This window comes from Spirosoma sp. KNUC1025 (assembly GCF_045160025.1).
Lineage (GTDB): Bacteria > Bacteroidota > Bacteroidia > Cytophagales > Spirosomataceae > Spirosoma.
Map to the genome: position 1 here is coordinate 2,068,641 of NZ_CP087139.1, position 13,837 is coordinate 2,082,477.

Annotated in this window: 9 protein-coding genes, 1 tRNA gene and 1 pseudogene; 8 read left to right on the top strand and 3 right to left on the bottom strand. The window is 48.8% G+C overall.

Going from position 1 to position 13,837, the window contains the following annotated elements; all coding sequences use genetic code 11:
• The first annotated feature begins 26 nt into the window (after positions 1 to 26).
• The 5 genes and pseudogenes from LN737_RS08960 (at position 27) to LN737_RS08980 (ending at position 7,784) form a co-directional block, all read left to right on the top strand.
• A complete protein-coding gene (locus LN737_RS08960) occupies positions 27 to 1,385 on the top strand; it encodes a sulfatase (RefSeq protein WP_405518086.1) in 1,359 nt (452 codons plus the stop codon).
• A gap of 11 nt (positions 1,386 to 1,396) precedes the next feature.
• On the top strand, positions 1,397 to 3,043 hold the full coding sequence (locus LN737_RS08965; protein ID WP_405518088.1) for an arylsulfatase: 1,647 nt from the start codon (positions 1,397 to 1,399) through the stop codon (positions 3,041 to 3,043).
• 374 nt (positions 3,044 to 3,417) lie between these two features.
• Positions 3,418 to 5,984 (top strand): annotated as a pseudogene (locus tag LN737_RS08970) (TonB-dependent receptor domain-containing protein).
• 72 nt (positions 5,985 to 6,056) lie between these two features.
• Positions 6,057 to 6,773 carry an outer membrane lipoprotein-sorting protein gene (locus LN737_RS08975; RefSeq protein WP_405518090.1) on the top strand — a complete coding sequence of 239 codons (717 nt, stop codon included), beginning with the start codon at positions 6,057 to 6,059 and terminating at the stop codon, positions 6,771 to 6,773.
• A gap of 159 nt (positions 6,774 to 6,932) precedes the next feature.
• Positions 6,933 to 7,784, top strand: coding sequence for a sugar phosphate isomerase/epimerase (locus LN737_RS08980; RefSeq protein WP_405518092.1), 852 nt, complete (start codon positions 6,933 to 6,935; stop codon positions 7,782 to 7,784).
• A 101-nt stretch (positions 7,785 to 7,885) separates the two neighbouring features.
• Here LN737_RS08980 and LN737_RS08985 read toward each other — a convergent pair whose 3' ends face one another.
• The 3 genes from LN737_RS08985 to LN737_RS08995 all read right to left on the bottom strand — a co-directional run bounded on the left by LN737_RS08985 (position 7,886) and on the right by LN737_RS08995 (position 9,742).
• Complete coding sequence (locus LN737_RS08985; protein ID WP_405518093.1) at positions 7,886 to 8,698, bottom strand: class I SAM-dependent methyltransferase; 813 nt, start codon at positions 8,696 to 8,698, stop codon at positions 7,886 to 7,888.
• 264 nt (positions 8,699 to 8,962) lie between these two features.
• Positions 8,963 to 9,376 (bottom strand): OmpA family protein, encoded by a 414-nt coding sequence (locus LN737_RS08990; protein WP_405518095.1) that lies wholly within the window; start codon positions 9,374 to 9,376, stop codon positions 8,963 to 8,965.
• Between the two features lie 292 nt (positions 9,377 to 9,668).
• Positions 9,669 to 9,742: transfer RNA gene (locus LN737_RS08995), tRNA-Ile, on the bottom strand.
• Between the two features lie 128 nt (positions 9,743 to 9,870).
• Between LN737_RS08995 and LN737_RS09000 the strand changes: the two genes are divergently transcribed.
• From LN737_RS09000 to LN737_RS09010, 3 genes are all read left to right on the top strand, one after another.
• Positions 9,871 to 11,127, top strand: coding sequence for an HD domain-containing protein (locus LN737_RS09000; protein ID WP_405520356.1), 1,257 nt, complete (start codon positions 9,871 to 9,873; stop codon positions 11,125 to 11,127).
• A 167-nt stretch (positions 11,128 to 11,294) separates the two neighbouring features.
• Positions 11,295 to 12,326, top strand: coding sequence for a UDP-3-O-(3-hydroxymyristoyl)glucosamine N-acyltransferase (gene lpxD / locus LN737_RS09005; protein ID WP_405518097.1), 1,032 nt, complete (start codon positions 11,295 to 11,297; stop codon positions 12,324 to 12,326).
• 108 nt (positions 12,327 to 12,434) lie between these two features.
• The gene (locus LN737_RS09010; RefSeq protein ID WP_405518099.1) at positions 12,435 to 13,829 is read left to right on the top strand and encodes a bifunctional UDP-3-O-[3-hydroxymyristoyl] N-acetylglucosamine deacetylase/3-hydroxyacyl-ACP dehydratase; all 1,395 of its coding nucleotides are present in this window, start codon (positions 12,435 to 12,437) and stop codon (positions 13,827 to 13,829) included.
• The last annotated feature ends 8 nt before the right edge of the window (positions 13,830 to 13,837 follow it).

Sequence of the window (13,837 nt, forward strand, 5' to 3'; positions counted from 1 at the left end):
GAGCGTACTATCTGGAAAATGATCAAATGAAGAATTGCATGGTCAGTCGATTGGCGCTGATTGTTGGTTTATGGCTGGTTATGGTGCCAGTTTTTTCGCAGCAGAACAAACCGAAAACACCACCGAATATCATTATTATTCTGGCCGACGATTTGGGGTGGAGCGAATTGGGTTGCTACGGTAATCGCTTCAACGAAACGCCGAATCTGGACCGACTGGCAGCCGGAGGTATGCGCTTCACGCAAGCCTATGCCACGGCGCCCGTTTGTACGCCAACACGTATTGCACTGATGATCGGTCAGCATCCGGCTCGTGTCGGGATAACGGATTATCTGGATGCCAAAGACGAGAAATTTCTGTCGCCCAACTACGTAACACTCAACGAACAGTTGCAGAAAGCAGGCTATCATAGCGGGCTGATTGGCAAGTGGCATCTGACCGGTGATTACGGGAAGAAAAAGGGTGAGCCTGCCAAACACGGATGGGACGAAGTTATCTGTTCAGAAACCGGATACATAGCCAACGGCGACTATTTTCACCCGTATTTTTTCATGCCCGACATAACGGCCAAAACGGAAGGAGAATACCTGACCGACCGGCTGAACAGCGAAGCCGTCGACTTTATAAAACGCAATCAGGCCAAACCGTTTTTTCTCTACCTGTCCCATTATGCTGTGCATACAAAACTGGCCGCTAAAGCAGGAATGGTGGCGAAATACGCGCAGAAATCAGGGGCAGGCACCAAACAAAACAATCCTGAACTGGCCGCCATGCTCGAAAGTATTGATGAGGGCGTTGGGCAGATTATGAGCACCCTCAACGAACTGGGACTTCGCGAAAACACACTGATTCTGTTTACGTCTGATAACGGCGGGGAAAGCAACGTAACATCCAATGCGCCGTTGCGGGGCGGCAAATCGGAGTTATACGAAGGAGGTATTCGGGAGCCGTTCATTGCGTATTGGCCCGGTTCGATAAAGGCCGGATCGGTCTCTACGCAGGTTATCAATACGTTGGACATCTACCCGACTTTGCTGGACCTGGCGGCTGTAAAAACCACAACGTCTTCGATACTGGATGGAGTGAGTATCGCATCTGTGCTTACGGGCAACAAAAAGTCGGCTCCTCGAACGCTGTACTGGCATTATCCGTTGCCGAAGCCGCATTTTCTGGGCGGGCGCTCTGCCGGTGCCATACGTAACGGAGATTTCAAGCTGATTGAATACTTCGACAATGGCCAGATCCAGCTTTTTAATCTCGCCGACGATTTAGGCGAACAGAATGACGTAGCGGAAAAACTACCCGCCAAACGTATTCAGCTCCTGTCGCAACTGCGGGAATGGCGAAAAAAGACGGTAACTGACTTTCAAAAGACAACGAATTAATTGGTTAAGCCATGAGAAAAATAGTGCCATTCAGTGTGTTGCTTGCCGGGATTCTTTTGCTCGGAGCTACACCGCCCAGGAAGCCAACGGCTCCCAAAGCGGCTCAGAAACCTAATATCGTTCTGATTATGGCCGACGATATGGGGTATTCGGATTTGGGCTGCTACGGCTCCGAAATTCCAACCCCTAATCTGGATAGGCTCGCTCACGATGGGGTTCGGTTCACGCAGTTTTATAATACTGCCCGCTGTTGCCCAACGCGTGCGTCGCTGCTGACCGGCCTGTTTCAGCATCAGGCGGGTATTGGCCATATGACTAAAGAACCCAGCAATCGCATTGATTACGATTATGGCGTTTACGGCTACCGGGGCGAAATAAACCGCAATTGTGTGACACTGGCCGAAGTGCTGAAAACCGTTGGTTATCACACCTATATGGCCGGAAAGTGGCATCTGGGCTCGGCTACGCCTGATCTGCGTCCGCGTCAGCGTGGCTTCGACCGCTACTACGGTCTGTTGGCGGGGGCCAGTAGCTACCTCGACCCCATTCAGCCGCGTGGTATCTGGCAGGATAATGAACCCGTTGAGCGGGTCAGTCAACCTTTTTACACGACGGATGCGTTCACTGACAACGCCCTGACGTTCCTGAACGAACAGAAAGACCAGCAGCCTTTTTTCCTGTATCTGGCTTTTACATCGCCCCACTGGCCACTACATGCCCTGGAGAAAGACATTGAAAAATTCCGGGGCAACTACCGCCAGGGTTGGGATGCCCTACGCGAACAGCGGTTCCGGAAGCAGGTTAAAGAAGGGATCGTGCCTGAACAATGGGGATTGTCGGCCCGGCCAGAGATTTATCCGGCCTGGGCTCAACAGGACACCGCGAAGCAGCGTGAAATGGATTATCGCATGGCCGTTTATGCCGCTCAGGTCCATCGCATGGATCAGAATATCGGCAAATTGGTCGATTATCTCCGGAAGGCTGGAAAGTTAGACAATACGCTACTCGTGTTTCTGTCCGACAACGGTGCCTGTCAGGAAGGGGGCGTATTAGGCGGAGGAGCCTTGAGTGATATCAACGATCCGGCCAAAGGCGGTGCCATCTCGTATGGTGGAGTATGGGCAAATGCCTCAAACACACCGTTTAAAGGCTTTAAGCACGTATCTTACGAAGGCGGGATCGCTACTCCGCTGATTGTTCATTACCCGGCTGGCACCAAAGGTCAGAAAGGGAAAATCACAGCAACACCGGGCTACCTGATCGATATTATGCCCACCTTCCTGGAGGCCAGTGGCGCTACGTATCCAACGGAAGCGAAAGGCCAGAAAATTCATCCAATTGAAGGGAAAAGCCTATTGCCTGTGCTGACAACCGGAACGCGACAGCCGCATGAGTTTATGTACTGGGAGCACGAAAATCATCGGGCGATCCGGTACGGTAAATGGAAAGCCGTCGGTGTCATTGGCGCACCCTGGGAATTGTACGACCTGGAAACCGACCGAACAGAACGCCGTAACCGTGCCGCTGAGCAGCCGGATCTGGTAAAAAAGCTGGATCAGCAATGGAACAACTGGGCGCAGTCGCACTACGTATTTCCGAAGGGAACCATGAAAACTGACTTCTCGAAAGAGTGGAATTTCTTTAAAACCGCTGATTGAACTTGTTTAAGTTTTTTATTTCCCTAAAACCAATTAGAAATGAAGGCGAATGTTTGTCATCCCGAAGAATGAGGGATCTGGAAAGTTAGGTAATCTATAGATCCCTCATTCTTCGGGATGACAAACATTCGCTTTTCAGTAAAACCTAAACAGCGTCGCTGATACGTATCGCTATTGTTGCGAAAATCGTTGTTTTAGCTGAAAAAGAGCTTATATCGCTAAATTCTGGAGTCAGAAATAGACCGGCTGTAGTTGATGGGTATTTCATTCATCCCGCATTAACCCCTGTCCATCCGGTCGATTTCCGCCTTCATCCGATTTCATTTTCAGGCGTAGCGCTGAGGTGACAACTTTGTTGCGTTCAAAGAAACCTCATGAAAACGCACTTCATTTTTGTCGCAACCTGTTTACTGATCACTAGTTTACTTTCGCCGGTTCAGGCTCAGTTTCCTGCCATGGGCGGTTCTGCCCAAACGAAAGCCCTGCCGGGCACCGCGGGCGACCAGAGCCCGAAGGGAACCGCTAAAATTAGCGGTTCCGTCCTCGATTCGACCCAGTCGAAAGCCGTTGAATTTGCCAGCATTGCGCTCTACAATAAATCGACGGGTAAAGCCGTAGACGGTACGGTAGCCGATGAGAAGGGAAAATTCGCGCTGACCAAACTGGTAGCCGGTGAATACCGGATTCTGGTCAGTTTTGTTGGTTTCCGCAATAAGACGATTGATAACCTCAACGTAACGAATGGACAAAGCCTGGACCTGGGCACTATTCGGCTATCTTCCAGTATCAAAACGCTGGAAGAAGTGACTGTTGTGGGGCAGGCCGCCATGATCGAAGAAAAAGTGGACCGATTGGTTTACAACGCCGATAAGGACATTACGGCCAAAGGGGGGACGCTACCGATATTCTGCGTAAAGTGCCTTTGCTTACGGTCGATCTGGACGGGAACGTATCACTTCGGGGGAGCTCTAACATTCGGGTGCTGATTAATAATAAACCATCCACAATCGTTGCCAGCAGCGTAGCGGATGCGTTGAAGCAGATTCCGGCCGATCAGATCAAAACCGTGGAAGTGATTACCAGTCCGTCGGCGAAATATGACGCAGAAGGCTCGGGTGGGATCATCAACATCATTACGAAAAAGAACAGTCTGCAGGGCCTGAACCTCAACATCGATTCGGGTGTGGGTAACCGGGGCTCGATGCTGTCGCTCAATGGCAATTACCGCAAAGGCAAGGCTGGCTTTACGCTGGGGGGCTTCGGGCGGGCCATGTACAATACCGTTACCAAAACCAACCTCGATCAGACCAGCCAGATCAATGGCGTATCGACGCTGACCCGCCAGAGTGGCGACGGACATAGTTCGGGGTTGTTTGGTCAGTATAATCTGGGCTTTGACTACGACCTGGCTAAAAATCAGAGCCTGACGGCCGGTGTACGCTATGGCGTTCGGAACATGCTGAGTCAGCAGGATTTAATGACGCAGTTATTTACGAACGGTGTGGCTGGCTCAACGGCGTACCGGAATGTAGATGCTAAAAATCTGTCGGGCACCGTAGACGCAAACGTCGATTACCTGCATACATTCAAACCTCAGCAGGAGTGGAGTATTTCGACACTGTATAGCCGGAATGACCTAACCAATAATTTCGACGCCGACTTACTGAGTGGCACTAATGAGCTAACCGGTCGTCAGCGAAATCTGAATAAAAACGTCAATCAGGAATTTACCCTGCAAACGGATTACCAGACACCGATCAAGAAAAATCAACTGCTGGAGTTTGGGGGTAAAGCTATTTTCCGGCAAGTTAACAGCGATTATCGCTACCTATATGCAGGTCCATCGGGGGTATTTACCACCGAAGTCAACAATACGCTGGGCGAATTGCTGTACCACCAGAATATTGCTGCGGGTTATAGCTCGTACACATATACCACCAAAAATCGCTACACCTTCAAAGGAGGGCTACGTTATGAGCACACCTTCATCGACGCCAGCACCCGGGAAGGTGGAAATCTGGGTGTAGGTGACTATGGCGTGTTGGTTCCCAGCGTGAATGCCTCGAAGACGTTTAAAGGGACTACATTAAAACTTGGTTTCAACCGACGTATTCAGCGGCCCGGTCTTCAACAGCTGAACCCAAACTTCAATGCTGCTAACCCACAGGTAATCACCATCGGTAACCCAACGCTGCGTCCGGAATTGACCAACAACTTTGAACTGGGATTAAGCAAAACCATCAAAAAGACATTTATTAACGCTACGTTCTTTGGCCGTGTAACCAACAATGCCATAACCCAGGTCAGTCAGCCTTCCGACACACTGGCTGGCGCCATCGTCACGACGTATCAGAACATCGGTCGGCAGCACACCTACGGAACAAACATCTTCGGGAACGTAGCCGTGACCTCAAAAATCAACGTTGGTATCTTTTTAAATACGTTCTACACCAGCCTCACAGGCCAGACTGTCAGTGCCGACGGCCTGTCTACTACGTTGACCAACACGGGTATTAACGTAAGCGGGGGTAGCTTTGCTTCGGCCCAGTTTAAAAACGGCTGGGGTGCTCAGGCATTCGGATTCATGCAGGGGTCGCAGGTACAGTTGCAAGGCCGTCAGGGAGGTTTCGGCTTCTACACAGTGGGTGTTAAAAAGGATTTCAACAACAAGAAAGGAAGTGTTGGTATAGCGGCAGAAAACTTCCTGAACAACCGATTTAACATTCACACTGTACTAAATTCGCCCCAATTTAGCCAGGTTAATGATGTGTACTTGTATAACCGGGGTATCCGCCTGACATTTACTTACAAAATCGGAAAGATGACGATGGACGCTCCACGGAAGAAAGCCAAGTCTGTCAATAACGATGATGTAAAAAGTGAAGGTGGCGGACAGACACAATCCGGTGGTACGCCGAACGGCGGAGGCCAGCCTCGCTAATCGATCCGTCTTACTACCCATTTCACAGCTTACGCGTTTATCTATTAACTAAATTAAAAAATGGCTTACCCCATGAAATCAGCCAAAATCCTGGCCTCAGCCCTGGTCGTCTTCGTCTCAATTAGTACGTATGCCCAAACTGTAGACGAAATCGTTGATAAACACATTGCCGCCCTGGGTGGCATGGACAAACTAAGTGCGGTGAAAACCTTATATACCGAGCGGTCACTTTCGGTTCAGGGTATGGAAATTCCCAGCAAATCGACCGTTGTCGTTGGCAAGTCACTACGTACCGAATCATCTGTAATGGGTAATTCGATGGTGCAGGTCGTAGACGGCTCATCGGGCTGGATGATCCGTCCGGCCATGATGGGTGGTTCGGGCGATCCCGAAGATATGCCCGCCGATCAGGTTAAACAGCAGCTTAGCCAGCTTGACCCGTTTGGTCCCCTGGTCAATTACAAAAGCAAAGGAAATACGGTTGAACTGGTTGGTAAGGAAAAAGTGGATGGCAAGGATGCGTATCATCTGAAAGTGACTACCAAAGAAGGACAAACCGTAGACGAATTTCTGGACGCCACTACGTATCTGACCAGCAAGATAAAAATGATGATGAACGGACAGACCGGCGAAATTTCTTTATCCAATTATAAGGACGTAGATGGCATTAAATTCGCCAACACGATGGAAATGACATCAGGACAGGCCGGGAATCTAACCTTTACCACTGAGAAAGTAACGGTCAACGGCAAAGTCGACGACGCTATTTTTAAGAAACCGGCAAAGTAATCTGGGCAGTTGCCTCGGGACGTAGTGAAAAAAGTGATGAATTCCACCGGCTCAAACCAGTAGAATTCATCACTTTTTTTGCATTGTACCCAATGGTTAACCCGGCTTGACAGGCTTTGTAAACCTAGTAATCAGAAACTCCTTACCCATCCTTTAGCCATGGCATTTTCTCATTCTGTTTCCCGAAAAGATTTTCTTAAAACCAGTGCGCTGGCACTCGCCCTGCCCTTCGTAAGTAAAGTAGATGCCTTTGCTAAACCCATAAAAAATGTGGGTTTACAGCTCTACACAGTACGTAACGAAATGAGTAAGGATGTTGAGGGAACGCTGAAAAAAATTGCCCAGATCGGTTACACCGAGATCGAAACCGGCAACTATTTCGGTAAAACGCCTAAGGAAGCTAAAGCCTTCTTAAGTGGTATGGGGCTAAGTGCCCCAAGCATCCTGTACATGACCGGTGCGATGAAATCGGATTGGAACAAGGCCGTTGACCAAGCAGCTGAAGGTGGGCAATCGTTTATGGGATGCGCCTATTTAACACCCGATGAGCGTAAGACAATCGATGACTATAAAAAGCTTGCGGAGTTGTTCAACAAGTCAGGCGAAGTCTGTAAGAAAGCGGGCATTCAGTTTATGCACCATAACCACGATTTTGAATTTGCAACGCTCGATGGACAGGTGCCCTACAATGTCATTTTAAAAGAAACAGACCCAAATCTGGTCAAGCTGGAGCTTGATCTGTACTGGGCTACCAAAGCCGGTCAGGATCCGGTCGCTCTCATCAAACAGAATCCGGGGCGCTTCCCAATTGTCCATATGAAAGATATGGAAAAAACACCCAACCGGGCGTTTGCCCCCGTAGGGACCGGCTCAATTGATTTTCAACGTATTCTGGATGTTCATAAACTGGCGGGTATCCAGCATTATTACGTTGAGCAGGACGTTTGTAAAGTTCCTCCGCTGGAAGCGATTGCCATCAGCTTTCAGAACGTTAAGAAGCTGAATGTCTGACAGATTGCGTAAACAATCCTGAGTTCCCGTTCGCCCATTGAGCCGCTAGTACTACTGTACTACGCGGCTCATTTTATGTTCGTCGCTGGCTGCATGACGGTTCAGCATTTGACAGTCACCAGCAGGAAGTTGGCCGATATAGAAGTAGTGCTGCTATCCGTGCTTTTATTCTGACTGGCGAACAAAGCTTCCAGTTCGTGCTGTAGATCTAAAGCCTTACCGTTCGTTTCTGCTGCTTCAAACGCATTCATGGTCGGGCCATAATAGTTTCTGAACTTGTTGACCAGTTCGTTTGGTGGATAAGGAGCATGAAACGTGAACGTAGCTTTCTGAAAGGTTATATTTTCTTTGGCTACCCCAGCTTTTTCAAACCGCTCAATCACGTTGCTTTCAACGCCCCAGAGCATGGGACTTATGAAACCCTCCGGTGGGGGCGGAGTATAGGCAGAACTGATCTTTAATATTTGCGCCACCAGCGTAGGGTCGCCCGGAATCCAGTTACCCATCACGATTCGTCCACCGGGTCGGGTTACACGGACCATCTCCTTGGCTACGTCGAAAGGCTTTGGGGCAAACATGGCTCCAAAAATACTGATCACCAGGTCGAACGTATGATCCTTTAACTCGTGCAAATCGGTAGCATCTCCTTCCTGAAAGGTGCAATTGGTGAGTCCTTCAGCCTTTGCCCGACGGTTGCCGGCATCCACCAGATTTCTGGCGATATCCACCCCAACCACTGTAGCACCAAGTCGGGCGGCTGGTATAGCTGTAGTGCCGTCGCCACAACCCAGATCGAGTACAGTAAAATCTTTAGTAATGCCTAGTGAGGCAACCAGTTCCTCCCCACTTTCCCGCATGTTTTGGGCAATCTGGGTGAAATCTCCTTTCTCCCATAACGCTTTGTTCGGATTCATCGTCGTTCATTTTTAAGTTGATGCATCAACAATCAGATAAAGATTGGGAATCAAACTTACAAAAACTGACGGTCGTTAATTTTCTAGTAGTCAGGCTTTTATTTAACGGTTGGGCGTTTTCCTTACGCTATGGTTCCGGTTGGTCTTACTGTTTTTTGACGTATTCGCTCAGGAATAGCGCTAGCTCAGTCAAGGCTCGATCTACGTTTGTTGCTACCAGTTCCTTCGACAATTTACCTATGCAACTCTTCCAGCCTTAGGGTCTTACTGGGATGCAAGCTGAATGATCACCCGTCGGCTGATTGTTTTCAGACCTTGTGAATGCGTAGTCGCTACGTTGGAATCTGGGCCTTCCCAGCGGGTTATAATCTTGTCGGCAGCCACACCCCGCTTTCTTAGATAATGCTCAACCGTTTTAGCGCGTTGCTCGGCTAAAACCAGATTTAACTCCCGCTTGCCTACGTTATCCGTGTAACCCGTTACGGTTGCCCTCAGCTTTGCATGACGTACCAGCTCAAGAGCGATTGAGTCCAGCGCTATTTTGACGTGCGGCCGTAGTTGGTGACTGCTTTGATCAAAATAAAGAATGGTGATACTTAGCGGAAGTTTCTGGGGAATCGGGGTTGCCGGAGAGCTACTCAGTTCCTTAACCTGAGCTGTAGCGTGTTGACAGATCATTGTACTACTTACCAACAGCACCCAACACACCCATTTACAGAGGTTAGCCATTTTGTAAGTCAGGGCAGTGAGGAAGTATGAGTTTTCGAGCGTCCAGTTTAATACCCATGGTTACGGCTATCTACTAAACTTCCTGTATATAGTAATTGGCCGTAACTTTTCATGATTCGTGACGGCTTATCTCTTTTAAAGACAAAAAGCTCTGATTGAAAAAGTTGAGAAGGGTATGCCAGAGTGTGAATCTAATAAAAAAGCACCTACCGATTTCTCCGTAAGTGCTTGATTACTAATGTGGGCCAGCCAGGACTCGAACCTGGGACTTACTGATTATGAGTCAGGCACTCTAACCAACTGAGTTACAAGCCCGTTGTTGATCGATTAGGCGATTCAACGGGGCAAAATTACGAATTTTCTGGACACAAGCGAACGATTGCGTCGATTTTCAGAACATAATCCGTATGCATCAGGTACTATTGCCTGACTATCTTTGCCCGATGGCAACGCCCAATAAGAAAAAAATACTGAATGATCCCGTTTACGGTTTCATTACAATCCCGACCGAATTGCTCTTTGATCTGGTCGAACATCCGTATTTTCAGCGACTTAGACGTATCAAGCAATTAGGGTTATCGGAATATGTATACCCAGGGGCTCTGCATACGCGGTTTCACCACGCACTTGGCGCCATGCACCTGATGGGCCAGGCCATGAGTACGCTGCAAAGTAAAGGCCACCGTATTACCGACGCGGAGTGTGAGGCTGCCCAGATTGCTATATTACTCCACGACGTTGGACACGGCCCATTTTCGCATGTGCTGGAATGTTGCCTGCTGGATAACGTACCGCACGAGGAAATTTCGCTCATGCTGATGCGCGATCTGAATATACAGTTCAATGGCGCGTTGTCGCTGGCTATTCGTATGTTTGAGGGAACGTATGAGCGGCCTTTTTTTCATCAGCTCATCTCGAGCCAGCTGGATATGGATCGGATGGACTACCTTAACCGCGATGGCTACTACACAGGAGTGGCTGAAGGCGCTATCGGTGCCGAACGTATCATTAAAATGCTTGACCTGGTCGATGATCAGCTGGTTGTTGAAGCCAAAGGCATATTGAGCGTCGAGAATTTCCTGAATGCACGGCGCTTAATGTACTGGCAGGTGTACCTGCACAAAACCTCTATCTGCTGCGAGTCGATGTTGATTCAGATCCTTCGCCGGGCACGGTTTCTGATCCGGCAAGATGGGGTTGAGCCTGTGTATGCACCGGAAACCTTCCGGATTTTTCTGCGGGATAGCGTATCAATGACTGACTTTCAGATGAATCGAGCCTACCTTGACGCTTTCACAAAACTTGACGACTTCGATATCTGGTCGTGCATTAAACAATGGGCCTTGCATACAGATTCGGTGTTGTCAATGCTCTGCCAGATGCTGCTTGATCGGAAGTTGTTCAAGATTATGCTCTCGACCGAACCGTTTGCCGGCGAATTGCTGAACGAACTCGAAGACCAGCTGCATCGCGCTGGATTGACCGATGAAATCCTGTCTTACTTTTTGGTCGAAGGGCAGGCTACCAATGCCGCTTATCTGCCTTCGGGCGATCGTATTGCCATCAAACTTAAAACGGGACGTGTTATTGACATCGCGGATGCATCGGACCTGTCAAACATTCAGGTACTCACCAATATTGTCCGTCGCTATTACGTTTGCTGGGCGAAAGGAATTTCGATTAGCCAGTCAGTTAGTTAGAAATTTGTTGGTAAAGCTAGACAATCTATCAGATCGATCGAGTAATGGAATCCCTAATCAGGTAAACTATTTCAAGGGATTTTATACGAAAAGTGCAATTTGTTAATTACCTTAGCGCCCTAATCGCTCGTTAATATCGAGTGTTTTGCGACGGCCGTCATACGTATATGAAGTTTACAGTCAAGCAGATTGCTACACTGCTGGGGGGCGAAGTCGCCGGAAATGATGAACTGGCAATCACCGGATTAGCCAAAATTGAAGAAGGGAAATCAGGCGATATTTCGTTTCTGTCAAATCTTAAATATGAGCCGTATTTATACACCACTCAGGCATCTGCGGTGATTGTTGATCGGTCCTTTGAGCCCAAAAAGCCAGTAATTACGACCCTGATTTTTGTGGAAAATTCCTACTCGGCGTTTACGCGTCTGCTGGAGGAATATAACCGACAGCAGAGCCTGGGCCGCGTGGGTATAGAGCAACCGTCTTATGTGGGCGAAGGAAGCCGGGTTGGCGAACTAAGCTACCAGGGGGCCTTTTCCTATATTGGAAAAAACTGCCAGATCGGGAAAGAAGTAAAAATATACCCACATGCCTACGTTGGCAACAATGTACGTATTGGCGACCATACGGTTATTCATGCCGGTGCCCGAATCCTGGATAACTGTATTATTGGCCAGCATTGTGTCATTCACCCAAATGCCGTGATTGGCAGCGAGGGGTTTGGATTTGCTCCTCAGCCCGATGGTACGTATAAAACGATTCCACAACTCGGCAACGTTATTCTGGAAGACTTCGTTAATGTAGGGTCGAATACTACGATCGACTGTGCGACCATGGGATCAACCATAATTCGAAAAGGAGCCAAACTCGACAACCTGATTCAGATTGGGCATAACGTTGAGATCGGCAAAAACACAGTCATAGCTGCACAAACGGGCGTATCCGGCTCCACCAAAATTGGTGATAACTGCGTTATTGCCGGGCAGGTTGGCTTTGCCGGGCACCTGACTATCGCGAATGGTACAAAAGTTGGTGCACAGTCGGGTGTTGGGAAAAGTGTGGAGGAAGAAGGCACAGCGATCAATAGTTCGCCAGCTTTTGGTCTAAAAGAAAGTATGCGTTCGTTAGCTATTTTTCGGCGTCTGCCAGACCTCGAACAGCGGTTAACGAAACTGGAAAAGAAAAATGAGAAAAGTTAATAAGTCTGCGAGTGAGCAGGTTTGTCAGTGTCGATGCCGTCTCAGTGCGTTTGCATCAGCCACTGACCAATCTTACCGACTTACTGACTTACTGACTTATAACTGATAATGAATACCAAACAACAGACGATTCAGAAGGCCGTTTCGGTATCCGGGGTAGGTCTGCACACAGGCGTTTCGGCAACGATGACGTTTTTGCCTGCACCGACCAATCATGGCTATAAATTTCAACGTATCGACTTGCCGGGCCAGCCTATTGTGGATGCCGATGTTGATAACGTAGTGGATCTCTCGCGGGGGACAACCATTGAACAGAGTGGCGCACGGATTCATACGGTCGAACATACGCTGGCTGCCCTGGTCGGCCTGCAACTAGACAACGTACTGATTCAACTGGATGGGCCCGAACCACCCATTATGGATGGTTCTTCGATTCAGTTTATCGATGCGCTGCGCGACGCCGGGATTGAAGAGCAAAATGCTACCCGCAATTACTTCGAGGTGAGCGAATACGTTCATTACCGGAATGCCGAGAAAGACATTGAAATGGCAGCCTTGCCACTAAATGACTATCGGTTAACGGTTATGGTCGATTACAACTCGCGGGTAATCAGTAGCCAGCATGCATCGCTGAACGATATCAGTCAGTTTCCTGATCAGATCGCCAGCAGCCGTACGTTTGTGTTCCTGCACGAGTTGGAGGCTCTTTACAAACAGAATCTTATCAAAGGGGGCGACCTTACCAATGCCATTGTCATCGTTGATCGTGATGTGCAGGATGGCGAACTCGATTACCTGGCTGATTTACTCCACAAACCCAAAGTGAGTGTGAATAAGCAGGAAGGTATTCTGAACAACATCAAGCTGCATTACCCCAATGAGATGGCCCGTCACAAACTACTCGACGTAGTGGGGGATCTGGCTCTGATTGGTCGGCCGATTAAGGCGCAGATTCTGGCCGCTCGACCCGGCCATGCTGCTAACGTAGCATTCGCCAAAAAAATCAAAAAGCTGATTCAGAAGAATGCGGTTAATCAGGTTCCTCAATATGACCCTACGCAGCCTCCGGTACTGGATATAAATCGGATTTCGCAGTTACTGCCTCACCGGTACCCGTTCCAGATGATCGACAAGATCATTGCACTGGATGAGAATAGCGTTGTCGGTATCAAGAACGTAACGATGAATGAGCCTTTTTTCCCGGGTCATTTTCCTGGAAATCCAGTTATGCCGGGTGTTATGCAGCTTGAAGCCATGGCGCAGACCGGCGGAATTCTGGTGCTGAGTACGGTTCCTGATCCAGAAAATTACTGGCCCTTTTTGGTTGGAATAGAAAATTGCCGCTTCCGGCGCAACGTTTTGCCTGGCGATACTGTAATCTTTAAATGCGAGTTTACATCACCAATGAAGCGCGGTATTGTGAAAATGCAGGGCCGGGGCTACGTGAGTAACCAACTGGTGTGCGAAGCTGATATGATTGCCAGCCTCGTTAAAAAGAAATAATGATAAAT

Bases quoted from the DNA above. Each gene is read 5' to 3' on its own strand.
- LN737_RS08960 (WP_405518086.1), top strand. From the start codon at position 27: ATGAAGAATTGCATGGTCAGTCGATTGGCGCTGATTGTTGGTTTATGG.
- LN737_RS08965 (WP_405518088.1), top strand. From the start codon at position 1,397: ATGAGAAAAATAGTGCCATTCAGTGTGTTGCTTGCCGGGATTCTTTTG.
- LN737_RS08975 (WP_405518090.1), top strand. From the start codon at position 6,057: ATGAAATCAGCCAAAATCCTGGCCTCAGCCCTGGTCGTCTTCGTCTCA.
- LN737_RS08980 (WP_405518092.1), top strand. From the start codon at position 6,933: ATGGCATTTTCTCATTCTGTTTCCCGAAAAGATTTTCTTAAAACCAGT.
- LN737_RS08985 (WP_405518093.1), bottom strand. From the start codon at position 8,698: ATGAATCCGAACAAAGCGTTATGGGAGAAAGGAGATTTCACCCAGATT.
- LN737_RS08990 (WP_405518095.1), bottom strand. From the start codon at position 9,376: ATGATCTGTCAACACGCTACAGCTCAGGTTAAGGAACTGAGTAGCTCT.
- LN737_RS09000 (WP_405520356.1), top strand. From the start codon at position 9,871: ATGGCAACGCCCAATAAGAAAAAAATACTGAATGATCCCGTTTACGGT.
- lpxD (WP_405518097.1), top strand. From the start codon at position 11,295: ATGAAGTTTACAGTCAAGCAGATTGCTACACTGCTGGGGGGCGAAGTC.
- LN737_RS09010 (WP_405518099.1), top strand. From the start codon at position 12,435: ATGAATACCAAACAACAGACGATTCAGAAGGCCGTTTCGGTATCCGGG.